At 72.6% G+C, this 25,691-nt stretch carries 18 protein-coding genes; 14 read left to right on the forward strand and 4 right to left on the reverse strand.

Annotation, left to right across the window (positions count from 1 at the left end; translation table 11 throughout):
* Positions 1–108: 108 nt before the first annotated feature.
* The 7 genes from AB0K14_RS33835 (at position 109) to AB0K14_RS33865 (ending at position 10,433) form a co-directional block, all read left to right on the forward strand.
* On the forward strand, positions 109–2,502 hold the full coding sequence (locus AB0K14_RS33835) for a glycoside hydrolase family 3 N-terminal domain-containing protein (protein ID WP_360463823.1): 2,394 nt from the start codon (positions 109–111) through the stop codon (positions 2,500–2,502).
* Positions 2,499–3,488 (forward strand): ABC transporter permease subunit, encoded by a 990-nt coding sequence (locus tag AB0K14_RS33840; protein WP_360463820.1) that lies wholly within the window; start codon positions 2,499–2,501, stop codon positions 3,486–3,488. The genes AB0K14_RS33835 and AB0K14_RS33840 overlap by 4 nt, the downstream gene beginning before the upstream one ends.
* Entirely contained in the window at positions 3,485–4,420 is a 936-nt protein-coding gene (locus tag AB0K14_RS33845; RefSeq protein WP_360463817.1) for a carbohydrate ABC transporter permease, read from the forward strand. Before AB0K14_RS33840 ends, AB0K14_RS33845 begins: the two co-directional genes overlap by 4 nt.
* An 85-nt stretch (positions 4,421–4,505) precedes the next feature.
* Positions 4,506–6,101, forward strand: coding sequence for an extracellular solute-binding protein (locus AB0K14_RS33850; RefSeq protein WP_360463814.1), 1,596 nt, complete (start codon positions 4,506–4,508; stop codon positions 6,099–6,101).
* 83 nt (positions 6,102–6,184) lie between these two features.
* Positions 6,185–7,717 carry a xylan 1,4-beta-xylosidase gene (locus tag AB0K14_RS33855; protein WP_360465413.1) on the forward strand — a complete coding sequence of 511 codons (1,533 nt, stop codon included), beginning with the start codon at positions 6,185–6,187 and terminating at the stop codon, positions 7,715–7,717.
* A 2-nt stretch (positions 7,718–7,719) separates the two neighbouring features.
* On the forward strand, positions 7,720–8,412 hold the full coding sequence (locus tag AB0K14_RS33860) for a DUF624 domain-containing protein (protein WP_360465410.1): 693 nt from the start codon (positions 7,720–7,722) through the stop codon (positions 8,410–8,412).
* Positions 8,409–10,433 (forward strand): beta-galactosidase, encoded by a 2,025-nt coding sequence (locus AB0K14_RS33865; protein WP_360465407.1) that lies wholly within the window; start codon positions 8,409–8,411, stop codon positions 10,431–10,433. Before AB0K14_RS33860 ends, AB0K14_RS33865 begins: the two co-directional genes overlap by 4 nt.
* On the opposite strand, the gene AB0K14_RS33870 is transcribed toward AB0K14_RS33865, so the two are convergent.
* Together AB0K14_RS33870 and AB0K14_RS33875 are read right to left on the reverse strand one after the other, a co-directional pair.
* Positions 10,427–12,409 (reverse strand): alpha-glucuronidase, encoded by a 1,983-nt coding sequence (locus tag AB0K14_RS33870; protein WP_360465404.1) that lies wholly within the window; start codon positions 12,407–12,409, stop codon positions 10,427–10,429. The two genes, AB0K14_RS33865 and AB0K14_RS33870, sit on opposite strands and share 7 nt — an antisense overlap.
* Positions 12,410–12,562: 153 nt before the next feature.
* Positions 12,563–13,774, reverse strand: a complete 1,212-nt coding sequence (locus AB0K14_RS33875; protein ID WP_360465401.1) for an SGNH/GDSL hydrolase family protein — start codon at positions 13,772–13,774, stop codon at positions 12,563–12,565.
* Positions 13,775–13,968: 194 nt separating this feature from the next.
* Between AB0K14_RS33875 and AB0K14_RS33880 the strand changes: the two genes are divergently transcribed.
* The 3 genes from AB0K14_RS33880 to AB0K14_RS33890 are packed head-to-tail and all read left to right on the forward strand — an operon-like array spanning position 13,969 to position 16,995.
* On the forward strand, positions 13,969–15,276 hold the full coding sequence (locus tag AB0K14_RS33880; RefSeq protein ID WP_360465399.1) for an extracellular solute-binding protein: 1,308 nt from the start codon (positions 13,969–13,971) through the stop codon (positions 15,274–15,276).
* A gap of 4 nt (positions 15,277–15,280) precedes the next feature.
* Complete coding sequence (locus tag AB0K14_RS33885) at positions 15,281–16,183, forward strand: sugar ABC transporter permease (RefSeq protein ID WP_360465396.1); 903 nt, start codon at positions 15,281–15,283, stop codon at positions 16,181–16,183.
* Positions 16,180–16,995, forward strand: a complete 816-nt coding sequence (locus tag AB0K14_RS33890) for a carbohydrate ABC transporter permease (protein WP_360465393.1) — start codon at positions 16,180–16,182, stop codon at positions 16,993–16,995. Before AB0K14_RS33885 ends, AB0K14_RS33890 begins: the two co-directional genes overlap by 4 nt.
* Here AB0K14_RS33890 and AB0K14_RS33895 read toward each other — a convergent pair.
* Entirely contained in the window at positions 16,976–21,334 is a 4,359-nt protein-coding gene (locus AB0K14_RS33895; protein WP_360465391.1) for a cation-transporting P-type ATPase, read from the reverse strand. The two genes, AB0K14_RS33890 and AB0K14_RS33895, sit on opposite strands and share 20 nt — an antisense overlap.
* Before the next feature lie 56 nt (positions 21,335–21,390).
* A complete protein-coding gene (locus AB0K14_RS33900) occupies positions 21,391–21,519 on the reverse strand; it encodes a hypothetical protein (RefSeq protein WP_360465389.1) in 129 nt (42 codons plus the stop codon).
* A 148-nt stretch (positions 21,520–21,667) separates the two neighbouring features.
* Between AB0K14_RS33900 and AB0K14_RS33905 the strand changes: the two genes are divergently transcribed.
* From AB0K14_RS33905 to AB0K14_RS33920, 4 genes are all read left to right on the forward strand, one after another.
* Positions 21,668–22,090, forward strand: coding sequence for a hypothetical protein (locus tag AB0K14_RS33905; RefSeq protein ID WP_360465386.1), 423 nt, complete (start codon positions 21,668–21,670; stop codon positions 22,088–22,090).
* Between the two features lie 231 nt (positions 22,091–22,321).
* Positions 22,322–22,864 (forward strand): QsdR family transcriptional regulator, encoded by a 543-nt coding sequence (locus tag AB0K14_RS33910; RefSeq protein WP_360465384.1) that lies wholly within the window; start codon positions 22,322–22,324, stop codon positions 22,862–22,864.
* 142 nt (positions 22,865–23,006) lie between these two features.
* A complete protein-coding gene (locus tag AB0K14_RS33915; RefSeq protein ID WP_360465381.1) occupies positions 23,007–24,365 on the forward strand; it encodes an alpha/beta hydrolase domain-containing protein in 1,359 nt (452 codons plus the stop codon).
* Complete coding sequence (locus AB0K14_RS33920) at positions 24,362–25,678, forward strand: hypothetical protein (RefSeq protein WP_360465378.1); 1,317 nt, start codon at positions 24,362–24,364, stop codon at positions 25,676–25,678. The genes AB0K14_RS33915 and AB0K14_RS33920 overlap by 4 nt, the downstream gene beginning before the upstream one ends.
* Positions 25,679–25,691 lie beyond the last annotated feature (13 nt).

The following is a 25,691-nucleotide window of genomic DNA, read 5'->3' on the forward strand; positions in this document are numbered from 1 at the left end:
ACGTCGTGCGGAGATCCTCCTACGGTCTCCACACCGGATCGGCGTGTCGGAAGTTACTTCGATAGTTTCGGCCTTCACGAGGACGTGAGCGGGGGTACCTGGTCGATGATGAACAGGACGACGGAGGTCGCGGCAACGCCGGTCGGCGATGCCGGTCCGACTGCCGCCGACCGACCGGGCGCGGTGTGGCGGGACGTCACCCGGCCCGTCGCGGAGCGGGTCGAAGCGCTCGTGGGCGCGATGACGCTGGAGGAGAAGCTCGCCCAGCTCGTCGGTGTCTGGGTCGGCGCCGACCCCTCCGGCGCGGGCGTCGCACCGCACCAGCACGACCTGACCGACGACCCGGTGATCTGGGACGACGTCATCTCCGCCGGCCTCGGCCAGCTCACCCGCCCGTTCGGCACCAGGCCCGTCGACCCGGTCGCGGGCGCCCGTTCGCTCGCCGCGTCGCAGCGCCAGGTGGCCGAAGCCAACCGGTTCGGCATCCCGGCGCTGGTGCACGAGGAGTGCCTCACCGGTTTCGCCGCCTGGCAGGCCACCGCCTACCCCGCGCCCCTGGCCTGGGGCGCGTCGTTCGACCCGGACCTGGTCGCCGAGATGTCCGGTCTGATCGGCCGTTCGATGCGCGCGGCGGGCGTGCACCAGGGGTTGGCGCCGGTCCTCGACGTCACGCGCGACTACCGCTGGGGCCGCACCGAAGAGACCATCGGCGAAGACCCGTACCTCGTCGGCACGGTGGGCACGGCGTACGTGCGCGGCCTGGAGCGGTCCGGGGTCGTCGCCACGCTCAAGCACTTCGCCGGCTACTCGGCCTCCCGCGCCGGGCGCAACCTCGCCCCGGTGGCCATCGGACCGCGCGAGTTCGCCGACGTGGTCCTGCCGCCGTTCGAGATGGCCGTCCGCGACGGCGGCGTGCGGTCGGTCATGCAGTCCTACACCGAGATCGACGGCGTGCCGTCCGCCGCGGACGCCGGCCTGCTCACCACGCTGCTGCGCGACACCTGGGGCTTCGACGGCACGGTGGTCGCGGACTACTTCGCGATCAAGTTCCTGCAGACCCTGCACGGAGTCGCCGAGGACGAGGCGCACGCCGCCGCACTGGCGCTGACCGCCGGGGTGGACGTGGAGCTGCCGACCGTCCGCTGCTACGGCGCGCCGCTGCGCGAGGCGGTCGAGCGCGGCGACGTCGACGGGGCGCTGGTCGACCGGGCGTTGCGCCGGGTGCTCCGCCAGAAGGCCGAACTCGGCCTGCTCGACCCGGACTGGTCGCCGCTGCCCGACCGCGTCGACGACCTGCGGTTGGACTCGCCCGCGGCACAGGACGTCGCGCTCCGCCTGGCACGGGAGTCCGTGGTGCTGCTGGCCAACGACGGCGTGCTGCCGTTGCGCCCGGGCTGGGAACTCGCCGTCGTCGGCCCCCTGGCGGACGACCCGATGGCGATGCTGGGCTGCTACTCGTTCCCGGCGCACATCGGCGTGCACCACCCGGACGCCGGGCTGGGCCTGGAGATCCCGACCGTGCTCTCCGCGCTGCGCGACGCCGTGGACGGGACGGTGACCCACGCGAAGGGCTGCGAGGTCTCCGCCGAGCCCGACGCCGACGACATCGCGGCCGCGGTGGCCGCGGCCACCGCGGCGGACGTCTGCGTGGTCGCCGTCGGCGACCTGGCGGGCCTGTTCGGGCGCGGCACGTCGGGCGAGGGGTGCGACGCGACCGACCTGCGCCTGCCGGGCGCGCAGGCGGACCTGGTCCGCGCGGTCCTCGCCACCGGCACGCCGGTCGTGCTGCTGCTGATCACGGGACGGCCGTACGCGATCGGCGACCTGGCCGACGGCGCGACGGCCGTCGTGCAGACCTTCTTCCCGGGCCAGCTCGGCGGCCGGGCCGTCGCGGACGTGCTGACCGGCGCGGTCGCGCCCTCGGGTCGGCTGCCCGTCGGCATCCCCGCCGACCCGGCCGGCCAGCCCGGCACCTACCTGTCCGCACCCCTCGGCCTGCGCACCGAAGTGTCCAACGTGGACCCGACGCACGCCTTCCCGTTCGGCCACGGCCTGGGCTACGACACGTTCACCTGGTCGGCCGTGCGGGTGGTGTCCGGCGGACAGCCGTGGACCACCGACGGCGAGGTGGAGCTGGAACTGGACGTGCGCAACCCCGGCGCCCGTCCCGGCGCGGACGTGGTGCAGCTCTACCTGCACGACCCGGTCGCGCAGGTGACCCGCCCAGTCGTGCGGCTCGTCGGCTACGCGCGCGTGGAGCTGGACGGCGGCGCGTCGGCACGCGTCACGTTCCGCGTCCCGGCCGACGTCACGTCGTTCACCGGCCTGGCCGGGCGACGGGTGGTGGAACCGGGCGCCGTGCAGCTGCGCGTGTCCCGGTCGAGCGCGGACGTGCACGAGGCGGTGGACCTGCGGCTCGTCGGGCCGCCGCGAGAAGTCGACCACACGCGGCGTTGGCTCACCGCCGCGTCGGTGGCCCACGAGGAGGTGGAGCGGGCATGACCACCCAGCTCAGCGAACCGGCGGCCGAAGCCGCGCCGGACCGGCCCGGGAAACCGCCGAAGGCGGCGAAGTCGCCCCGGTACCGGACCACGTGGCGCAAGGCGTGGAAGCGGGATTGGCAGCTCTACACGCTCGTCATCGTCCCGCTGCTGTTCTTCCTGGTCTTCCGCTACGCCCCGATGCTCGGCAACGTGATCGCGTTCCGCAAGTTCGTGCCGGGCGGCAGCATCTACGGCGAGCAGTGGGTCGGCCTGCGGTACGTCAAGCTGTTCATCAACGACCCGAACTTCTGGGAGGTCTTCGGCAACACGATGGTGCTCGGCGCGCTTTCGCTGCTGTTCACCTTCCCGCTGCCGATCCTGCTCGCGCTGCTGCTCAACGAGGTCCGCTCGCGCTACTTCAAGCGGTTCGTGCAGACGGTGTCCTACCTGCCGCACTTCCTGTCCATCGTGATCGTGGCCGGCATGGTCATGCAGCTGGTCTCGCTGGAGGGCACGGTCAACCAGATCGTGCGCGCGTTCGGCGGCGAAGCGGTCTCGTTCATCCAGGACCCGAGCTGGTTCCGCTCGATCTACGTCTCCTCCGAGGTCTGGCAGACCGTCGGCTGGGGCACGATCCTCTACCTGGCCGCGTTGACGACGATCGACTCGCAGCTCTACGAGGCGGCCCGGATCGACGGCGCGAACCGGTGGCAGCAGACCTGGCACGTGACGCTGCCCGGCATCCGCCCGACGATGGTGACGTTGATGATCCTCAACATCGGCACCTTCATGGCGGTCGGGTTCGAGAAGGTCCTGCTGCTGTACAACCCGCTGACCTACCCCACCGCGGACGTCGTCTCGACCTACCTCTACCGGGTCGGCCTGGTGTCCAACAACTTCAGCTACGCCGCCGCGATCGGCCTGTTCGAGTCGATCATCGGGCTGACGCTGGTCCTGTCCGCCAACGCGATCTCGCGCCGAGCAGTGGGGACGAGCCTGTGGTGACCACCGACCCGACGCTCCTGATGGAGCGGATCGACAAGCCCGTCGGCGCCCGCCGCACCTCGCTGGACGACTCGCGCGGCTACCGGGTCTTCCGCGTGGTCAACGTGGTCGTGCTGCTCGGCGTGGTGGCCGTGACGCTGTACCCGTTCGTCAACATCGTCGCGCAGTCGTTCAGCAGCGAGCTCTACATCCGCACCGGCCAGGTCAACCTGGTGCCGCGCGGGTTCAACCTCGACACCTACAAGCTCGTGGCGTCCGACTCGGCGTTCTGGAACAGCTACCTCAACACCGTCGTCTACACGGTGACGGCCACCGCGATCTCGATCGTGCTCACCACGATCTACGCGTACGTGCTGTCCAAGCACCGGCTCAAGGGCCGCGGCCTGCTCGTCGGCATCGCGGTGTTCACGATGTTCTTCAACGGCGGTCTGATCCCGAACTACGTGCTGGTGAACGGGCTCGGGATGACCAACACGATCTGGGCGATCGTGCTGCCGAACGCGATCAGCGTGTTCAACCTGCTGGTGATGAAGGCGTTCTTCGAGAGCCTGCCGGCGGAACTGGAGGAGGCCGCCGCGATCGACGGCCTGAACACCTACGGCATCCTCCTGCGGATCGTGCTGCCGCTGTCGAAGGCCGTGCTGGCGACGATGATCCTGTTCTACGCGGTGGCGAACTGGAACTCGTGGTTCCAGGCGTTCCTCTACCTCGACCGGGCCGACCTGTTCCCGGTGACGGTGTACCTGCGGAACATGATCGCCGGCGCCACCTCGGCGACCTCGGTCGGCGCCGTCGAGACCAACGCGGTGGCCATCTCGGCGAACATCAAGGCTGTGACGATGGTGCTCACGGTGCTGCCCATCGTGGCTGTCTACCCCTTCATCCAGCGCTACTTCGTGTCGGGCGTGATGCTCGGTGCGGTCAAGCAGTAGCGCGTCCGCTTCAGTCGACGACGGTGTCAACACCTGAGGAGAGAGCACGATGCGAACGAAATGGAAGCGCACGCTTCTGACTCTCGTGGCCGGCAGCCTCGTGGTCAGCGTGGCGGCGTGCAGCGAGGAAGGCGCGGACCCGGGCAGCGGCGTCAACCTCGACGGCAAGAAGACCGCGTCGATGGCCGACTACAAGGCAGGTGCGCAGTTCAAGGCCACCGAGCCGGTCGACGTGGGCGTGCTCTACCTCGACCAGTCCCACTACCCGATCAAGGACGACTGGCTGCTGTGGAAGGAGATCACCCAGCGGACCAACGTCACGATCAAGCCGACGGTGGTGCCCTACAGCGACTACGACCAGAAGCGCGGTCTGCTGATCAGCTCGGGTGACGCCCCGACGATCATCTCCAAGACCTACCCGGGTCAGGAGGAGCAGTTCGTCTCCTCCGGCGCGATCCTCCCGGTGAGCGACTACATCGACCTGATGCCGCACTTCAAGGACAAGGTCGAGAGGTGGAAGCTCCAGCCCGAGCTGAACACCCTGCGCCAGGAGGACGGCAAGTTCTACGTGCTGCCCGGCATGCACGAGAAGGTGTGGCAGGACTACACGCTGGCGTTCCGCACCGACGAGCTCAAGCGCCTGAACCTGGAGGCGCCGAAGGACTGGGACGAGGTCTACACCGTACTCAAGGCGATCAAGGCCGCGAACCCGGACAGCTACCCGCTGTCGGACCGCTTCGAGGCCAAGTCGATCCTCAACTACGCCGGTCAGACCTTCGGCACGCAGGCCGGTTGGGGTTACGTCAGGAACACGATCTGGAACGAGTCCGCGCAGAAGTACGAGTTCACCGGCGCGACCCCGGAGTACAAGGAGCTGATCGAGTACTTCCACAAGCTCGTCGCCGAAGGTCTGATGGACCCGGAGAGCTTCACGCAGAAGGACGACGCGGCGATCCAGAAGTTCGCCAGCGGCAAGTCGTTCGCGATCAGCAGCAACGCGCAGAACATCGTCAACGACTACCGGCCGAACGTCTCCAAGATCCCCGGCGCGACGGTGGCGAAGATCCCGCTGCCCGCCGGGCCCAAGGGCAACGTCATCCGCGGCTCGCGCCTGGAGAGCGGCCTGATGGTGTCGGCGAAGGCGGTCGAGAGCGACAAGTTCGTGGCGACGATGCAGTTCATCGACTGGCTCTGGTACTCCGACGAGGCGCAGGAGTTCACCAAGTGGGGCGTGAAGGGCACGACCTACGACAAGGACTCGTCGGGTAAGCGGACGCTCAAGCCCGAGGTGGCGTTCGGCGGCATGAACGTCGGCGCGCCGAAGAACCTCCAGCGCGACTTCGGCTTCCAGGGCGGTGTCTTCTACTACGGCGGCGCCACCGAGCTGCTGCAGTCGATGTTCACCGAGGAGGAGGTCGCCTTCCAGAAGACGATGGCCGACAAGAAGGTCGAGGCGCTGCCTCCGCCCGCGCCGCTGAACGAGGACGAGCGCGAGCGCGCCGCGCTGCTGGAGAGCCCGCTCAAGGACTTCGTCACGCAGTCGACCTTGCAGTTCATCCTCGGCCAGCGCGACCTGTCCACGTGGGACGCCTACGTCAAGGAGCTGGAGGCCAAGGGCTCGAACGACCTCGTCGAGCTGGTCAACGGCGCTCACAAGCGCTACAAGGAGAAGAACGGCTGATCGAGCGGTCCGGCCACGGCGTCGCGCCGTGGCCGGACCCGCCGCATCGACCGACTCGACCCGACGGGGTCATGGGAGGGCACTTGAACCGCGTCACCGTCCCCGGCGAGCCGATCGGCCGCCTCGCCGAGTCCTGGCGGCACTGCGTGGGTACCGGCAGGCTCAACCTCGCGTTGCGCGCGGACTACCAGGAGTCCCTGGCCCGCGTGCAGCGCGACATCGGCTTCCGCTACATCCGCGGCCACGGGCTGCTGTCCGACGACATGGGCGTGCACCGGCGGTCCGAGGACGGGGTGACCCGCTACTCGTTCACCTACGTGGACCAGGTCTTCGACCGGTTCCTGGAGCTGGGAATCCGGCCGTTCGTGGAGCTGGGGTTCATGCCGACCGCGCTCGCCTCGGGCGACGACACGGTGTTCTGGTGGAAGGGCAACATCACCCCGCCGAAGGACTGGGACGAGTGGGCCGCGCTGGTCCGCGCCGTGGTCCGCCACCTCGTGGACCGCTACGGCGTCGACGAGGTCCGCACCTGGCCGATCGAGGTGTGGAACGAGCCGAACCTGGTCAACTTCTGGAAGGACGCCGACCAGGAGGCCTACTTCCGGCTGTACGAGGTCACCGCGCGGACCGTCAAGGACGTCGACGCCGGGCTCCAGGTCGGCGGTCCGGCGATCTCACCGGGCTCGGACGAGTGGTGGGAGCCGTTCGCCGAGTTCGTCACCCGCCGCGACGTGCCGATCGACTTCGTCAGCAGGCACGCCTACTCGTCCGGCCCGGCGCAACCCGTGCCGTTCGGCACCTACCAGACCCTCACCGCGCCCCAGCGGCTGCTGGACCAGTTCGACGCGCCGCGCAAGCACCTGGCGGGCACCGCGCTGGCCGGGCTGCCGGTGCACATCACCGAGTACAACAGCTCCTACCGGCCGGACAACCCGATCCACGACACCGCCTACCACGCCGCCTACCTGGCCCCGGTGCTCACCGGAGGCACTGACCTGGTGGACTCGTACTCCTACTGGACGTTCTGCGACGTCTTCGAGGAGGTCGACGTGCCGACGTCGTTGTTCCACGGCGGTTTCGGCCTGCTCACGCACCGGCAGGTGCCGAAGCCGACCTACCACCTCTACGCGTTCATGGCCCGCATGGGCACCCACGTGCTGGCGCGCGGCGAGGACCACCTGGTGTGCTCGTCCGACGACGGCCGGGTCACCGTGCTGGCCTGGCAGCCGGTCGGCGGCACCGACGGTCCGGACGCGCCCGAGCGGCACGACGTGCGGCTCTCGGTCCCGATGAGCGGTTCGCGCGCGTTCGTCCGCCGTGAGCGGGTCAACGAGCACGACGGCAATGCGTTCGGCGCGTGGCGCGAGCTCGGCCGACCCCGCTCCCCCGACCTGCGCACGCTCGACGTCCTGCGCGACTGCGCGCGGCCGGCCGTGGAACACCGGTCGGAAGCGGTAATGGACGGGCGGGTCGGGCTGGACCTGGCGCTGGCGCGGCACGAGGTGACGTTCGTAGAGCTCACGCCGGTGCACGCCGAGGAGCACGAGGGGCTGGACGACCGGCGGCTGCTCGGCGCGTCCGACGGCCGGCTCGTGGCGCCGCACGAGGGGCTGTGACGGTGTCCGCCGAACGACGGGGTGATCCCGCCGCCGAGATCGGCGCGGGCATCCTGTCGCGCATCGCGTCCGTCGTGTACTGGTTCCTCGTCATCGAGGTCATGCTCGTGCTGACGACGGCGCCCGGGTTCCTCGCGCTGCTGTTCCTCGACCGCAGCGCGGGCAACGCGCCGCTCATCGGGCTGTGCTTCGCCCCCGTGGGCCCGGCGCTGTCGGCCGCCGTCTACGCGTGGCGGGTGTTCCTCCACGACCGCGACCTCTCCCCCGCCCGGCACTTCCGCCGCGGCTACCGGCTCAACTGGCTCGACGTGCTGCGCTGGTGGCTGCCCGCGCTGGCGGTGCTCACCGTGATCGGCTTCAGCCTGGCGAACCTGGACCTGGCCGGCGTGCCCGCCGGGTACGGCCTGGTGCTGGTCGTGGTCGCGGTGGCCGTGCTGGTCTGGTCGACCCAGGCGCTGGTGCTGTCGTCCACGCTCTCGCTGCGCACCCGTGACACCGCGCGCCTGGCGTCCTACTACCTCGCCGCGCGGCCGGCGAGCGCGCTCGGCGCGTTGTCGCTGATCATCGCCGCGGGCGGGCTCGTCGTGCTGACCTCGGACTGGGTGCTCGCGCTGCTCGCCTCGCCGTTCACCCTCCTGCTCCTGCGCAACGCCGACCCGGTGCTGCGCGACGCCACCGAGAGGTTCACCGCGTGACCCGGCAGACCGCGCCCGGCATCGGCTACGGCGGCGACTACAACCCCGAGCAGTGGCCCCGCGAGGTCTGGGACGACGACTACGCGGCGTTCACGCTGGCCGGGATCGACACGGTGACCGTCGGCGTCTTCGCGTGGGCCCACCTCCAACCCGCCGAGGACCGCTACGACTTCTCGACCTTGGACGCGATCGTGGAACGCGCGACGGCCGAGGGCATGCGGATCGTGCTGGCCACCCCCACCGGCGCGATGCCGCCGTGGCTGGCGCGGAAGTACCCGGACGTGTGCCGCGTCGACTTCGAGGGACGGCGGCACGTCTACGGGCAGCGGCACAACGCCTGCCCGTCCTCGCCCGACTTCCGCAGGCTCTCCGCGGAGCTCGCGGGGCGGCTGGCGCGGCGGTACGGGGACAACCCGGCGGTCGTGGCGTGGCACGTCGGCAACGAGTACGGCGGCGCGTGCTGGTGCCCGACGTGCGGCGAGGCGTTCCGCGAGTGGCTCCGCCGGCGCTACGGCGACCTCGACCGGCTCAACGCCGCGTGGAACACCACGTTCTGGTCGCACACGTTCACCGCGTGGGCGGAGGTCGAGCCGCCGAACGCGCTGTCCGAGCACTGGCGCGGGCCGAACCACACCGCGTTCCAGGGCATCACGCTGGACTACCGCAGGTTCACGTCCGACGCGCTGCTGGGCGGGTTCCTGGCGGAGAAGGCGGCCATCCGCGAGCACTCGCCGCACACGCCGGTGACGACGAACATGATGGGCCTGTACCAGCCGGTCGACTACCACCGGTGGGCGCCGCACCTGGACTTCGCGTCGTGGGACAACTACCCGCCGGAGGACCGCTCGTCGTCGCGGACGGCCGCGCGGATGGCGTTGGCGCACGGGGTGATGCGCGGACTGCGTGGCGGCGAGCCGTTCTGGGTCATGGAGCAGACCCCGTCGGTCACCGCGAGCCGGGACGTGAACCCGGTCAAGCGGCCCGGTGTGCTGCGGCTGTGGTCGTGGCAGTCGGTCGCGCACGGCGCGGACGCGGTGCTGTACTTCCAGCTGCGGCAGTCGCGCGGGGCGTGCGAGAAGTACCACGGCGCGGTGCTCGACCACGCGGGCCGCACGGACACGCGGGTGTTCCGGGAGGTCGCCGAGGTCGGCGCCGAGTTCGCCCGGGTCGGTGGCGCGTTGCTGGGCGGTCGCACGCCCGCGCGGGTCGCGCTGCTCGTCGACTGGGACAGCTGGTGGGCCGTGGAGATGTCCGACGGACCGAACCGCAACGTGCGCTACCTGGAGGTGCTGACCGCCTGCCACCGGGCGCTGTGGCAGGCGAACGTCCCGCTGGACGTGGTGCCGGTGACCGCCGACCTCTCCGGGTACGACGTGGTCGTCGCGCCGTTGCTGCACATGGTGAAGGGCGACCTGGCCGAACGCGTGGCGGCGCTGGTGGAGGGTGGCGGCACGTTCGTGACCACGGCGCTGTCCGGTCGGGTGGACGAGGACGACAACGCGTTCCCGACCGACGTGCCGGGGCCGTTCGCGTCGCTGCTCGGGCTGCGGGTCGAGGAGACCGACGCCCAGCAGCCCGACGTGGTGAACCCGGTGGCGCTGTTCGGCGCGGAGCACGACGCGCGGCACGTGTTCGAGGTGGTCGTGCCGGACGACGCGGAGGTGCTCGGCACCTACGGCGCGGACTTCTACGCCGGCACGCCCGCCGTGACCCGGGCGGCACGGGGGCGTGGCGGCGCCTGGTACGTCGCGACGTTGCTCGACGACGCCGGGGTGGCCGCCGTGGTGCGTGCGGCGTTGGACGAGCACGGGTTGGTCGGGCCGCTCGGCGACGTGCCGGACGTCGAGGTCGCCGAACGCGTCTCACCCGACGGGGCGCGGCACCTGTTCGTGCTCAACCACGGGCCCGCCCGTCGGGTGGAGTGCCCGGTCGACGGGACGAGCCTGCTGGACGGGCGGGTGCTGCGGGCCGGCGAGCCGCTGGAGCTGGCACCGACGGCGGTGCTGGTGATCCGTCAGTAGATCAGGCGGCCACGGGCGTCCGGCACGCCGGACTTGCGCCGGAAGTACGTGTTCACCTGGTCACGCCACTCGGTCGCGCACCGCAGCTGCTCGGCCAGCAGCTCGGTGACGCGGCCGAAGACCGCGTCGGGGACGAGCCCGTCCAGCGACGCCCACGTCGCCACCATCCGGGACACCTCTTCGTGGCCGGCGAAGTGCGTGTCGTAGATGTGCTGGACGACCGTCGTCCCCGAGTGCAGGACGTGGCCGTAGGGCACGTGGTGGAAGAACAGCAGCAGCTCGTCCGGGCACGTCTCGACGGACTCGTAGAGGTCGCGCCACGGCGCCGGGTACTGGCCGGTGTAACCGGTGCCCGTGGCGCACGTGCGGTCCACGCCGATGCCGTCGCGGTCGGCGAAGTGGTAGGTGCCCCACGGCGAGTACTCGTAGCCGTCGACCCCGGGCCCGTAGTGGTCGCCCGGGTTGACCATGAAACCGACGCCGAGCGGCGCGGTGTAGCGCTCATAGGTCAGCCACGAGCCGTCCATGATGTCGTGCAGCGCCTCGCGCGCGGTCGACCCCTCGCCGAACGTGAGGCCGATCCACTCGTCCAGCACCGCCTCCGGCGCGAGCCGCTCGTCCCACGCGAGCCGGCCGAAGCCGAACAGGTTGGCCTGCGCCAACGGGTGCCCGGTCCAGAACGGGTCGTCGCCGACGTTGGACACCGCCACCACACCGCCGGCGGGCGCGTCCGCACGGCCCGCGGCGACGTCCGCCACCGTCGGCCCGCCCCCGCCCCCGCCCCACGGTCGGAAGCCGAGCATCTCCCGCCACAGCGGGTTGAGGTAGCACACGTGCTTCTGCTGACCGGTGTACTCCTGGGTCACCTGCAACTCGACCGCGAGCGCCGTGCGCGGCATCGACGAGATCACCGGGGACACCGGTTCGCGCACCTGGAAGTCCACCGGTCCGGCCTTCACCTGCAGCACCACGTTCGGGTCGAACGAGCCGTCCAGCGGGGCGAAGTGGTCGTGCGCGGCACGTGCGCGGTCGGTCGAGCGGTCACGCCAGTCCTGGTGGTGGTCGTAGACGAACGCGCGCCAGAACACCGTGCCGCCGAACGGCGCGAGGGCGCGGGCCAGCGCGTTCGCCCCGTCGGCGTGGCTGCGGCCGTAGGCGAACGGGCCGGGTTGGCCCTCCGAGTCGGCCTTGACGACGTACCCGCCGAAGTCGGGGATGGCGGCGTAGACCTCGGCCGTGGTGCGCGCCCACCAGTCCCGGACGGCCGGGTCGAGCGGGTCGGCCGTGGGCAGGCCCCCGAGCGTCATCGGCGCGGCGAAGCTCACCGACAGGTGCACCCTGATCCCGTGCGGGCGGAACACCTCGGCCAGCCGCACCACGTCCGGCAGCAGGTCGGTCAGCAGCCGCGCTTCGGTGCGGTGCACGTTGACGTTGTTGAGACCCACCCGGTTGACGCCGATCGAGCCGAGCAGCCGCGCGTAGGCCCGTGCCCGGGACAGGTCGGCGCGCACGACCCCGTCGGCGTAGAAGATCGAGCCGCCCGCGTACCCGCGTTCGACCTGGCCCATCACCGGGTGCACGTCGACGTTGTCCCAGTGGTCGAGCATCCGGATCGGCTGCCTGGGCGCGTGCCGCTGCGCCGCCGCCTCGCCGGTGAACGCCGCCTCGCCCAGGCGCACCACGTGGTGCAGGCCGTAGAGCAGGCCGACCCCGTCGATCGCGCGGACCGAGGTGGTCGTGCCCGCGCGTCCCACCAGGAACGCCTCGGGGTCGGCCTCGCCGTCCTCGGGCCCGCACACCAGTTCCAGGTCCACCGGGCCGTCGTCGACCAGAGCGCCGCCGTGCTCGCCCACTGCCGCCCCGACCTCGTCGCGGACGGTGGCGACGACCGGTCCGGCGCCGACGACCCGGACCCGCCGCGAGCCGATCGACCGGAACGCCGAGGAGGGCAGCCACGCCGGGTGCACGTCGATCATGAACGGGTTCCCTCCGGTCCGGCCGCGGTGACAGCTCCAACCTATGTCGGGTTCACTTTCCGGGCAAGGAAACGAGACGGTCGGGTACGTCCACTTTCGACAGCGGCGGCTACGAAACTTTTGCGTGGCAACGCCTCGGCGCTCCGGGCCGCCTCACGCGCGCCGGGTGAACAGCTCCACCGGGACGGCGTCCGCGAGCGCCTGGTAGCCGGCCGGGGTCATGTGCAGGTGGTCGCCCTCGTCGTAGGCCGCGCGCAGTCGCCGGTGTTCCCGCGGGTCACGTGCCGCCGCGTCGAAGTCGAGCACCGCGTCGAACACCCGGCTGGTGCGGATCCACTCGTTGACCGCCTGCCGTGCGGCGTCGCGGTGACCGCCCTCGTCGTCGTAGGCGCCGTTGCCGCCCAGCGGCGCGAGCGTCGCCCCGTACACCGTGATGCCGTGCGCGTGGGCGCGCACCACGATCTGCTCGTAGGCGGCGCAGAGGTCCTCCACCACCTGCTTCTGCGCGACGGGCGTGGCGTCGGCGGTGCAGATGTCGTTGATGCCCTCGAACACCACCAGCCACGCCACCCCGGACTGCGCCAGCACGTCGCGGTCCAGCCTGGCCAGCGCGCTCGGGCCGATCCCGTCGCTGAGCACGCGGTTGCCGCCGGTGCCCTGGTTGAGCACGGCCACGTCGGCGGTGGCCGGGTGCGCCCGCAGCCGGGCCGACAGGCGGTTCGGCCAGCGGTCGTTGCCGTTGGTGGTGGAGCCCCGGCCGTCGGTCAGCGAGTCGCCCAGCACCACCGCGGCCGAGGCGGTGGGTGGCGACCACACCTCGATGCCGCTGAGGAAGTACCAGTGGTCGGTGGTCGACGCGCCCGGCAGGTCGTCGGCCTCGACGTGCTCGCCCGCGAGCAGGTGGGAGGTCGTCCGGGAGCCGGGGTGCGAGGTGACCAGCTCGGACGCCTGCCCGTCGGCCAGGAACACCGTCACGGTCACGTCCGACTCCGGCGCGACCGGGAAGTCCAGCGGGTCCGACACCACCTGCGCCCCGACCGGCACCACGACGGCCGTGCGGCCGTGGAACGTGACGGGGCGGGCCGATCCCGGCTCGACCGCGCCGACCCCGGCCCGGCCGTCGACGGGCCGCGCCACGGACACGGCGGTGATGGGCAGTGCCGCACCGCCGAACGCGTTGGAGAACCGCAGCCGCAGCCGTTCACCGCCGATCGAGACGCGTGCGGTCTGCCGGAGCGTGGCGTCGGCGAGCACCAGGCCGTTACGGGTGAACGGCGCGGGCGGCAGGTTGTCCGGCTCCGTCGTCTGCGGTGCGCTGACCCACGTGTGGACCCAGCGGCCGACGGGTGGTGCGCTGCGACTCATGGGTGGGCCGACCTCCCGGGATCGGTGACGTGTGGCGTGACGTGCCGATTCTGGTGCAGCGGGCCAGCCGGGTCGGCGGTGGGTACCCACCCGGCCTTGCGCCGACCGGGCGACCTTGGTGTGCCGGGCCGTCGCGGCGGGGAACCGTCTCGGTGACGTCATCGGCGGGCGACGTCGGGCACGGGGAGGCGGGCATGCGGGGGCTCCTGGTCGCGGTGGCGCTGGCGCTGGTCGTCTCCGGGTGCGGCGGGCTGGGGTCGGGTTCGCCCGACGCGCTGGTCACCATGGGCTTCGGGTTGCCCGACGAGCACGCGACGGCACGCGTGGCGGTGTTCCGCGAGGCCAACCCCGGCGTGGACCTGCGGATCAGCGAGGGCGCGTTCGACGAGCAGCAGTTCCTGTCCGCCGTGGCCGCGGGCGACCCGCCTGACCTGGTCTACGCCGAGCGGCGCAAGCTCGGCGGGTACGCGGCCCGGGGTGCGGTGCAGAGCCTGGACGGCTGCCTGAGGGAGCACGGCGTCGACCTCGGCCGGTTCCGGGACGCCGCGCTGCGCCAGGTCACCTACGAGGGCGGGGTGTACGGGCTGCCGGAGTTCTCCAGCGTCCGTCTGATGATCGTCAACAACCCCGTGGTGCGGGCGGCCGGCCTCGACCCCGCCCAACTGTCCACTTCGGACTGGTCGGCGTTGCCCGCGCTGGCGGACCGGCTGGCCCGGGTCGGCGACGGGCGGGTGGAGCGCATCGGCTTCGACCCCAAGGTGCCCGAGTTCCTGCCGCTGTGGGCCAAGGCGAACGGCGCCGAGCTGATCGGCCCGGACGCGCGGCTGGACGACCCGCGCGTCGTCGAGGCGGTCCGCCACACCACCGACCTGGTGGCCAGGCAGGGCGGCTGGGCGTCGTTCAAGGCCTTCCGCGACACGTTCGACCAGTTCGGCGCGAACAACCAGTACGTGACCGGTCAGCTGGCCGCGATGCCGATGGACTCCTGGTACATCAACACGCTGGCGACCAACTCGCCCGACGCCGACGTGACGATCGCGCCGTTCACCGACCGCGACGGGCGGGTGTTGACCGAGTCGGGCGGGAACGCGTGGGCGATCCCGAAGGGCGCGCGGCACCCGGAACTGGCCTGCCGCTTCCTGGTCACGGTGAGCGACACGGAGACGTGGGTCAAGGCGGCCACCGCGCGGCGGGACGCGTTGGCGAAGGCCGGGCGGCCCTACGGCGGCACGTTCACCGGCAACCGGGTGGCCGACGAGCGGATCTTCCGCGAGGTGTTCGACCCGAAGGGCAACCGCATCCTCGAACAGGGCGTGCCGGTGGTGCTGTCGTTGCAGGACGACGCGTTCGCGCTGCCGCCGAGCCCGGCCGCGAGCGAGCTGGTGCGCGCCTGGGAGGGCGCGGTGAACCGCGTGCTGACCGGGCGGCAGGACGCGCGGGAGGCGATGGAGCAGGCGCAGCGCGAGGCGGAACGCGCGCTCAAGCGGGTGGGCGGGAGGTAGTGCCGTGACGGTCGGCCGACGCGAGTCGCGGGCGGGGTGGTTGTTCCTGCTGCCGTGGGTGGTCGGGTTCCTGGCGTTCACCGCCGGGCCCATGCTGTTCAGCCTCTGGCTGTCGCTGACGCACTACGACATGCTCAAACCGCCCGCGTTCGTCGGCCTGGAGAACTACCGCGAGGCGTTGGGCGACGAGCGGGTCGGCACGGCGTTGTGGAACACGGTGTTCTTCACCGCGCTGCACGTGCCCGCGCAGATCGTGCTGGCGCTGGGCCTGGCGAGCCTGCTGCGCCGGGCGGGGCGCGGCAGCGGCTTCTTCCGCACCGTGCTGTACCTGCCGGTGATGACGCCGCCGGTGGCACTGGCGGCCATGTTCCTGTTGCTGCTCAACGGTCAGCACGGCGCGGTGAACGGGTTCCTGGGCTGGTTCGGGTTCCAGGGGCCGAACTGGACCACCGACCCGGACTGGATCAAACCGGGCCTGGTGGTGATGGGGCTGTGGACGGTCGGCAGCACGGCGGTGCTGTACCTGGCGGCGTTGACCAGGGTGCCGCTGGAGCGCTACGAGGCGGCGCGGCTGGACGGCGCGAGCCCGTGGCGGCAGTTCTGGCACGTGACGCTGCCGGGCATCAGCGGGACGGTGTACTTCACCGTCGTGGTGAACACGATCGCGTCGTTGCAGGTGTTCACCGAGGCGTACGCGATGTTCTTCGGCGCGCGGGCCAAGGCGTCGGCCGAGGGTGACGCGGCGCTGTTCTACGTGATCCACCTGTTCCAGGAGGCGTTCGGGTCGCTGCGGATGGGGTACGCGTCGGCGTTGGCGTGGGGCCTGTTCGCGGTGATCGCGGTCATCACCGCCGTGCAGGTGCGGTTGTCGCGCCGGTACGTGCACTACGAGGGAGAGCGGTCGTGAGGCGGGTCGGGCTGTGGGCGGCGCTGCTGGTCGTCACGCTGGCGTTCGGCTACCCGTTCTGGTGGCTGGTCAGCGCGTCGTTGAAGGACCGGGCGCACGTGTTCGACAACGCCCTGCTGCCCCGGCCGTTCTCGCCGGGCAACTACGTCGAGGTGTGGCAGGCGGTACCGCTGCTGACGTGGATCGGCAACAGCGTCGCGGTGGGGTTGGCGGCCGCCGCGGCGGCCACGGTGACGAGCGCGCTGGTGGCGTTCGGCTTCGCGATGTTCCGCTTCCCGGGCCGCGACCTGCTGTTCGGCGTGGTGCTGGCGACCATGATGCTGCCCGGCGCGGTGACGATGGTGCCGGTGTACCTGGAGTGGCACGCGCTGGGCCTGGCGACCACGCAGATCCCGCTGTGGGCGCAGAACCTGTTCGGCTCGGCGTTCTACATCTTCCTGCTGCGCCAGTTCTTCCTCGGCCTGCCGCGCGAGGTGTTCGACGCGGCGAAGGTCGACGGCGCGAGCGCGTGGCGGCTGTTCACCTCGATGGCGCTGCCGCTGGCGAAGCCGGGGCTGGTCGTGGTGTTCGTGTTCGAGCTGAAGGCGGCGTGGACGGACCTGGTCAAGCCGTTGATCTACCTGCGCGAGCCGCAGCTCTACACGTTGCCGCGCGGGTTGAAGGCGGTGCTGGACCGGTTCGGTGAGGGCGGCGAGGAGCAGTGGGAGCTGGTGCTGGCCGCGAGCGCCGTCGCGACCGTGCCGATGGTGCTGCTCTTCCTGGTGGCGCAACGGCACTTCGTGCGCGGAACCGTCACTCAGCACGTCGAGTGACCAGCGGGTTCAGCACCAGGCCCAGGACGTTCGCGGCGGTGGCGCTGGACAGGGCGATGCCCCAGCCGACCGGGCCCAGCGGTGTGCAGCCGAAGAACTGGCTGACCCCCGGTGTCTGGATCACCGCGCCGAGCGCCGCCGCCGAGCCGAGGCTCGCGGCGAGCACCGAGCGGTCCAGCCCGCCGGTCACCAGGGTCTGACCGAGCTGGGTGCCGACCAGCGCGGCCAGCGCCACGGTGCTCGCCCGGCGGGGGCGGCCGGTGAGGCTCGCGACCGTCCACGCCGCCGTCGCGCCGAGCGTGGTGGTGATCGCGCGGGCGGTGATGTCCTTGGTCAGGGCGCTGCCCAGGGACGAGGTCGGGCCTTCGCGCAACAGGTCGGGCACGGACTCGCGGGCGGGCCGGCTCAGCGCGATGGCCAGCGCGGGCGCCAGGTCGGTCAGCAGGTTGACCAGCAGGAGTTGCCGCGCGGTCAGCGGCGACCGGCCGGTGATCGCCGAGCCGAGCACGCTGAACGCGATCTCGCCGAGGTTGCCGCCGAGCAGGATCGCCAACGCCTCCCGCACGGACGCCCACATGGCGCGGCCCTCGACCAGCGCCGCGATGATCGTCTCCAGCCGGTCGTCGGTGACCACCAGGTCGGCGGCGGCACGGGCGGCCGGCGTGCCGCGCTTGCCCAGCGCGATGCCGACGTCGGCGAGCCGGATCGCGGGCGCGTCGTTCGCGCCGTCGCCGGTCATCGCGACCACCCGGCCCAGCCGCTGGTAGGCCTCGATGATCCGCACCTTCTGCGCGGGCGTGCAGCGGGCGATCACGTCCACCGTCGGCAGCAGGGCGTCCAGCTCCTCGTCGCCCAGCTCGTCGAGCCGCGATCCGGTCACCACGGCCATGTCGTCGCCGCCGTTGACCTCGGAGGCGATCGCCTCACCGGTGGCCGGGTGGTCACCGGTGATCATCACGATCCGCACGCCCGCCTCGCGCAGCTTCGCCGCGGCCGGTGGCGCGCCGTCGCGCACCGGGTCGGCCAGCGCGACGAAACCCAGCAGCGACATGCCGCGCACGTCGTCGTCGGTCACGGAGTCGCCGTCGAACCCGGCGCGTTCGGCGACGGCCAGCACCCGGTGGCCACGACCGGCGAGCAGGCGCACCCGCTCCTCCAGCCGCCGCAGCGCGCCCGGGTCGACGTCGCAGCGCGGCAGCACCGTCTCCGGCGCGCCCTTGACGCTCAGCACCCGCCGTCGGCCGACCTGGCCGACGGTCGCGTGGTAGCCGCGGGACGGTTCGAACGGCAACGCCTCCACCAGCGTCCAGCCGCGTGCGCCGGTCGTGGGGCCGACGCGGGCTCGCCGGGCGCCCTCCAGCACCGCCCGGTCGGTCTGGTGGGCGAGGTCGCGGGGGTCGTCGGCGGCGGGTGTGGCGCGGACGGCGGCGGCCAGGACGCGGCGCAGCTCGTCGTTGAGCTGGTCGAGGTCGGCGCCGCGGCGACCGTTGTCGACGCGGCTGACGGTCAGCCTGCCCTCGGTCAGCGTGCCGGTCTTGTCGAAGCACAGCACGTCGACCCGGCCCAGCGCCTCGATGGTGCGGGGGTTGCGCACCAGCGCGCCGTGCTCGGCCAGCCTGCGTGCCGCGGCCAGCTGGGCGGCGTTGACCAGGAACGGGAGCCCTTCGGGCACCGAGGCGACGGCGAGGTTCACCGCCGCGCCCATGCTCTGCCGCAGCGGCACGCCGCGCAGCAGGCCCGCGCCGGTGACCGCCGCCGCCGAACCCAGCGCGACGGGCAGCGTCTTGCGGGTCAGCTCCGCCAGCCGTGCCTCGACACCCGTGGTGGGCGTGTTGCGGCGGGCCGCGGCCATGCTGCGCCCGACCTCCGTGGCGTCGCCGGTCGCGACGACCACGGCGAGCGCCTCACCGGCCGCGATCGTGGTGCCCTCGTAGAGCATGGACGACCGGTCGGCCAGGTCCGCGGCCACCACCGGCGCCGGGTCCTTGGTCACCGGCAGGGACTCGCCGGTGACCGACGACTCGTCGGCTTCCAGCCCGTCGCCGGCGAGCAGGCGGCAGTCGGCGGGCACCACGTCGCCCGCCGCCAGGCGCACCACGTCGCCGCGCACCAGCTCGTCGGCCGTCACCTCGCGGTCGCGGCCGTCGCGGACCACGGTGGCGCGCACCGCCGAGCGGCCGAGCAGGGTGGCCAGCGCCCGATCCGTGACGACCTGCTGCACGCTGCCGATCAGCGCCGACACGCCCACCACACCGGCCACCAGCGCCGCGTCGACCGGTGAGCCCACCGCCGCCGACACGGCCGCGCCGCCCGCGAGCACCGGTGTCAGCGGGTTGGCCAACTCCGCCAGGAACGCGCTGCCCAGGCTCGTGCCGACGGCCTGCCTCCCGGTGGACGTGCGCTGCCTGCGTTGCGCCTCGGCTTCGGCCAGCCCGTCGCGGCCCGAGCCGAGCCGGTCCAGCACGGTGGCCGCGGGCATCAGGTGCCACGGCTGGGTGGTGGCCGGCGCGACCGCCGCGGCACGGCTGCCCGGCAACCGCTTCGCCCGCCACACGCCGTCCACGAAGGCGATGGCCGACGCGCCGTCGACCGCGCGCGCCGCACCTCGCGCCGGTGCCGGGCCGCGCGTGCTCAACGCGCTGACCGCGCCGATGCCGCTCGCCGCCTGGGCGAGCATGATCCCGTCCCGGTTGACCCGCCGTGCGGCCGGGACCGCCTCCACCAGCAGCACGGCCACGTCGAGGTCCCGGACGACGACGTGCGCGCCCCACGGCGGCGGGCCGCCGTCCCGGTGCACGCCGACGCCGCAGTCCGCCGAGCCCAGCGCCCGGCGGTCGTCGGACACGAGCATCACCACGTGCCCGTCGCCCTGGAGCTCGCGCACCGCACCCACCAGGCCCTTGCCGGACGGGACGCGGCGGTCGGCGAACCGCACCGGCAGGTGGTCGCGGTCGGTGGCCACGACCACGCGCAGCCCGGCCTCCCGTGCCGCCGCCGCGATGGCGTCCACCGCCGGCGGCGTCTCGACGTCCACCGCGAGCACCGCCTGCAGCCGCCTGCCCCTGGTCAGGCCGAGCACCGCCGCGTGGCCCGCCAACCGGCGTTGTTCGCGCACGCCCTTGCGCCCCTGCGGGGCGAGGCGGTCGATCGGGCCGATGGCCCAGTCGCCGTCCTGGCGCACCGCCGTCGGGTCCTCGGGGTCGAACAGGGCGAACGCCCGCTCGGCGGCCTCGGTGGGATCGGTGTCCGGCAGCGGCACGAGGTCGCCGAGCACGGACCGGCCCGAACCGAGCGCGGTCTCGTCCAGCACGAGGACGTCCACCGCGTCGAGGCGGCGCAGCGCCGAGCGCTCCATCACCAGCGCCTTCCTGGTGGCCAGCACGCGGCCCAGCTGCGCGGCGAACGCGGCCTGGCCGACCGTCGGCGCCTTCGGCAGGCTGGCCACGCCCAGCGCGGCGGCCCGGCGGAGTCCGGTGAACGGGATCGCGCCGACCACCGCCGCCGCACCCGCCGCCAACGCCTGCCGCGCGTAGCGGTCGACCGGGCCTTCGGGGAACGGGCGCGGCCGTTCCACCACGATCGGCTCAGCCTCGGCGTCGTCCGGGCCGTGGATCAGCTCGGACTCGGCCTCGCACCAGGCCTGCTCGTGCGACCGCACCTCGCGCCACTGCTGCACGCGTTGGGCGATGTCGAGCAACGTGCCCTCGCTGCGCGAGGCCAGGCCGTGCACGAGCGCGCCGACCACCGACGTGGCGGTGTCGGCGCGTTCCCGGCCCTGCAACCGACCGGCGGCCAGTTCGCGCAGCTTCGGGTGCAGGTCGACCGCGGCGACCAACGCGCCCAGTTCACCGGGTACCGGCGCCCACGGCGCGATCTTCGTGAGGGCGGCCAGCGCGAGGCCGGCGGCGTCGGCGGCGAGGGTCGGCAGCAGTCGGGTGCCCTTGAGGCCGTCCGCCGGGTGGTGCAGCTCGTCCTCGACCAGGCGCTCGTCCTCGGTGGCGGGTTCGGCCTCCGCCCGGCGCACCAGCGCGACCAGGTCCTTCGTCGGTGGAGCGGGCTCTTCGACGGCGACGATCACCCTGGCGGACGGCGCGTTGACGCGGGCCCAGAGCACCCCGGGGTGGCTTTCGAGGGAGCGTTCGATCCGGGTGGCCACCTGCCTGCCCCGCGGGCCGTGCACGCCGTGGGCCTCGATGTGCAGCCGTCCCGGGCAGGACCACACCTTGCGGCGGTCGCGGCGCAGCACGGCGGTCTGCTCCAGCGGTGCGAGGGCCAGTCCGACCAGCCCTTTGGCGATGCCGCCTGCGGCGCGCACGGGGTCGATGCCGAGGAGTTCCACCGTGCCTGTCTTCCCGATCGGGTGGCGACCTATGCGTCACGATCGGGCGGTAGGGCTCAGTCGTCGAAGACCAGCTCGGCCCACACGCGCCCGACGAGGTCGCGAGGTGGCTGCGCGAGCACCTTGAGGACTGGGCCGCGTTCGACGTGCTGCTGGTCGGTGCCGTGGATCACCGAGCGGCCCACGGGTCCACGTGGGGACGCGCTCGACCCCCGGACGTAGCCGCGCGGTGGCCGAACGTCACCGAGCGCCCGGGCCTGACCTCGAAAAACGAGAGGTTGATAACATCGCGTCACGGCCACCGCGGGCCGTCCGCTCGACAAGGATGGCACCGTGACCAAGGCACAGAGAATCGCAGCGGCGTGGGCAAGCCTGCCCGCACCGGAGTTGACAGACCAGGTCCGCCTCCTGGTCAAGGCCCGGGACGCCGCCGCGCGCGCCGTCTGGTCCGCCGTGCGTGAGGACAACATCATCGCCGCCCGCGTCCGCGGCGCGTTGGCGGGCTTGAAGGCCGAGTACCGCGGTCACCGCGACGAGGCCATGTGGCTGATGTGGATCGGTCAGGTCCAGCAGCAGCTGGCCGTGCAGGCCACCGCCGCACCGGTCGTGGAGACCGTCGTGGTCGAGGACGTCACGTCCGAGCCGGCGCCGGTCGTCGTCGAGGAGTGGGCGCCCCGGCCGGAGTCGACCTCGCCGCGTCCGGCCGGCGACGCGCCGCCCGTGCTGTTCCAGGAACCGGCCTCGTCCGCGAAGTAGGGCACCAGCCCCGGGCCCGGAGCGTGCCGGCGAGGACGACGACCGCCGCCACCACCGTGATCACCACCAGCCCGCCCCCAGGCCGTCGGCGTCGCCGGCTAGTGACCTGGCGCACACACCGGTACGGCCCTCGCGGACCGACGGGGTGGGCGCGATGATGCGGGGTGAGCCGGACGGGCGCGCCGGCGGGAGCGGGGGCGAGCGGTGGGTTCGACCGGCACCCGGCGGGTCGTGAGCCAGGACCAGGTGCTGCGCGGCGCCTGCCGGTTCTTCCTGCGGCACGGCCGGGTGGACATGGACGCGTTGGCGACGAGCCTCGCCATCAGCCGGGCCACGCTGTACCGGGTCGTGCACAGCCGGGACGGGCTGCTCGGCGACGTGCTGTGGGTGCTGGCCGACCGGTCGTTGGCCCGCGCCCGGCAGGAACGCACGAACGGCGGGGTCGAGGGCGTGCTGGAGGTGACGCGGCGGTTCGTGGCGGAGCTGCGCGCGGCCGGGCCGTTCCGGGCGTTCCTGCGCGGTGAGCCGGAGACGGCGGCGCGGGTGCTGTTCAACGCGTCCGGCGGGGTGCACCGGCGGGCGGTGTCGGCGCAGAAGGAGATCCTGCTCGAAGTCGACGGCGGGCAGTGGTCGACCGCGGCCCTGGACCAGGTGGCCTTCCTGTACGTGCGGATCGTGGAGTCGGCGCTCTACGCGGAACTCCTCACCGGCGCGCCGCTGGACCCCGACCTGGCCGAGACGGCCGCCCGAACGGTCCTGCTCCAGCACCGCTGAGGCCGCCGGTCCACCGACCGCCGCGACCCCGCGGCCCTTGCTGCGACAGCGGTCTCACGATCGGGCCGCGTGCTGGTGCGCGCCGTGCGCGGCCGGCTACGGTCGGCGATGATCCCCATCCCCCATCGCTGTGGGAGCCGGTATGTCCCCTTCCCCCTGGCACCGCCTCGGCCTCGCCGCGGCCGTGCTCGGTCTGCTCCTCCCGACGTCCGCGCCCGCCTCCGCCGCACCCGTCTCCGCCGCACCCGTGCCGCGCGTGGTCGGTCCGCTGCCCGGGACCGTGCCGGGCGACCGGCTGGCCGACCGGATCGAGGACACCTACCCGTTCTTCGCCACGCCCGACGACCTCGCCGCCGCCGGCTACGTCGAAGAGGAGTTCCACCTCTCCGGCACGGCCGACGGCTTCGCCCTCGACGGCACGAAGGTCGCCACCGGCGTGCCGTACACGACCCGGGTCGTCGTGCGCCGCCCCGCGCACGCCCGGGAGTTCACCGGCACGACGCTGGTCGAGTGGCAGAACGTCACCGCCGGGTACGACCTGGACGCCCTGTGGAACGCGGAGTCCGCCATCCGCGCCGGTCACGCGTGGGTCGGCGTGTCCGCGCAGCGGGTCGGGGTCGACCAGCTCAAGACCTGGAGCCCGGCCCGGTACGGCGCCCTGGACGTGACCGGCGGCGGCCGGTTCACCGCCGACGAGCTGTCCTACGACGTGTTCACCCAGGCGGGCCGCGCGATCGACTCGGGCGCGGCCACGGGCGGGCTGCGGACCAGGACGTTGCTGGCCATCGGCGCGTCCCAGTCCGCCGCCCGGATGACCGTGCTGTACGACCGCGTCCTGCCGCAGCAACAGCCCGTGTTCGACGGCTACGGCTTCATCGTCGGCACCGCGCCGACGCGGGTCGGCGCGGAACCCGTCTTCCAGGTGCTGTCGGAGACCGACGTGCGGACCGCGCAGCGCCCGGCCGACACCGACCGGTTCCGCCGCTGGGAGGTCGCGGGCGCCGCGCACTCCGGCCACGAGGGCCAGGTCTACCGGGCGCCGATCTCCGAACGCGACCTCGGCGGCGCGCCGCACTACGACTGCGACCGGCCGCCGTTCAGCCGGATCCCGATGCACCACGTCACCGCCGCGTCCTACGACCACCTGCGCCGGTGGGTCGAGCGCGGCACACCGCCGCCGACCGCCCGACCGCTGGAGTTCGAGGCCGACGGCGTCACCAAGAAGCGCGACGAGCTGGGTCTCGCCCTCGGCGGCATCCGACTGTCACAGGTCGCCGCGCCGCGGGCGCTGAACACCGGCGACAACTCCGGCGAGACGTTCTGCCGGCTGTTCGGCACGCACGTGCCGTTCGACGCGGCGACGTTGGCCCGCCTGTACCCGCGGCGCGGCGACCACGTGCACCGGGTGGTCACCACCGACGTCGCCAACGTGCACGCCGGCTACCTGCTCCCCGCCGACGCGCGGCAGAACCTGGCGGACGCCATCGGAGGCACGCGATGAGGATCCCCCTGGTGGCGTTGATCGCCGCACTGGTGTCGACGGTCGTGGCGGCACCCGCCCAGGCCGACCTCCCCACCCCGGTCGTCTTCGTGCACGGCCAGCAGGGCTCGGCGCAGCAGTGGCAGTCCAACGCCAAGCGGTTCTCCACCAACGGCTACCCCGACGCCTCGCTGCACGCCTACGAGTACGACACCAGCATCCCCACCAACGACCACGCCATCGCCGGCCTGGAAGCCTTCATCTCCACCGTCAAGGCCCGCACCGGTGCGTCTCGAGTGGACGTCATCGCCCACTCGCGCGGCACGACCGTCATGCACGCCTACCTGGCCTCACCCGACCGCGCCGCGTCGGTCCGCAAGTACGTCAACGTCGACGGGCGGTCCAGCGCCGCACCACCCGGCGGCGTGCCGACGCTCGCCCTGTGGGGCGGCCTGCAACCCAACGGCTCCATCACCGGCGCGACCAACGTCTACCTCACCACGTTGGGGCACACCGAAACCACCACGTCGGCCGACGGCTTCGCGCACATGCACCGGTTCCTGCGCGGCAGGCCCGCGTGGACCACCCGCGTGGTGCCCGAGCCGCCCGCCCTGGTCCGGATCGCGGGCCGGGCGACGTACTACCCGCAGAACGCGGGCGTGGAGGGCGTGGTGCAGGTGTGGGAGCTCGACAGCCGCACCGGCGCGCGGGTCGGCGGACCCAGGCACAGCGTCCGGACCGGCGCGGACGGCGCGTTCGGCCCGCTGCCCGTCAACGGCCGCAACCACTACGAGCTGGTGGTGCTGCGCGACGGTCAGCTCCCCCACCACTCGTACTTCGAACCGTTCGAGCGCGGCGACCGCTTCGTGCGGCTGCAGGTGTCGCGCCCCGGCGGGATCACCGACAACATCGACCGGTGCCCGACCCACACCGCGCTCACCGTGGTCCGCAACCGCGAGTGGTGGTCGGACCAACCCGACGGCGACCGGCTGGAGCTCAACGGCGTCAACGTCCTCGAACCGGCCGTCTCGCCGAAGGCGCGCCAGGTCCTCGCCGCGTTCGCGTTCGACGACCACTGCGACCTGACGTCCACGCCGGGCGTCGTGCTGCCGCCCTTCACCACGTTGCCGTTCCTGACCGCGGTCGACAGCTACCTGCCCGCCCGGGCCGACGGTACCGGCACGATCCGCGTCACCCAGACCGCGCGCGGCACGGACGGCCGGACGCGCACGATCGCGGTGCCGAACTGGCCGTCGGACGCGCACGCGGTGACCGTGCAGTTCAAGGACTACCTCGACAGTGGAACCGGAGGCCTGCGCGGAACGTCCCCCTGAGCGGACGAGGGGG

Origin of the sequence: Actinosynnema sp. NPDC050801 (assembly GCF_040673975.1) — a bacterium.
In the GTDB taxonomy this organism is placed as follows: Bacteria; Actinomycetota; Actinomycetes; order Mycobacteriales; family Pseudonocardiaceae; genus Actinosynnema.

Coding starts and splice junctions, on each gene's coding strand:
- AB0K14_RS33880 (WP_360465399.1), top strand. CDS start 13,969: ATGCGGGGGCTCCTGGTCGCGGTGGCGCTGGCGCTGGTCGTCTCCGGG.
- AB0K14_RS33835 (WP_360463823.1), top strand. CDS start 109: ATGAACAGGACGACGGAGGTCGCGGCAACGCCGGTCGGCGATGCCGGT.
- AB0K14_RS33915 (WP_360465381.1), top strand. CDS start 23,007: ATGTCCCCTTCCCCCTGGCACCGCCTCGGCCTCGCCGCGGCCGTGCTC.
- AB0K14_RS33875 (WP_360465401.1), bottom strand. CDS start 13,774: ATGAGTCGCAGCGCACCACCCGTCGGCCGCTGGGTCCACACGTGGGTC.
- AB0K14_RS33920 (WP_360465378.1), top strand. CDS start 24,362: ATGAGGATCCCCCTGGTGGCGTTGATCGCCGCACTGGTGTCGACGGTC.
- AB0K14_RS33870 (WP_360465404.1), bottom strand. CDS start 12,409: ATGATCGACGTGCACCCGGCGTGGCTGCCCTCCTCGGCGTTCCGGTCG.
- AB0K14_RS33840 (WP_360463820.1), top strand. CDS start 2,499: ATGACCACCCAGCTCAGCGAACCGGCGGCCGAAGCCGCGCCGGACCGG.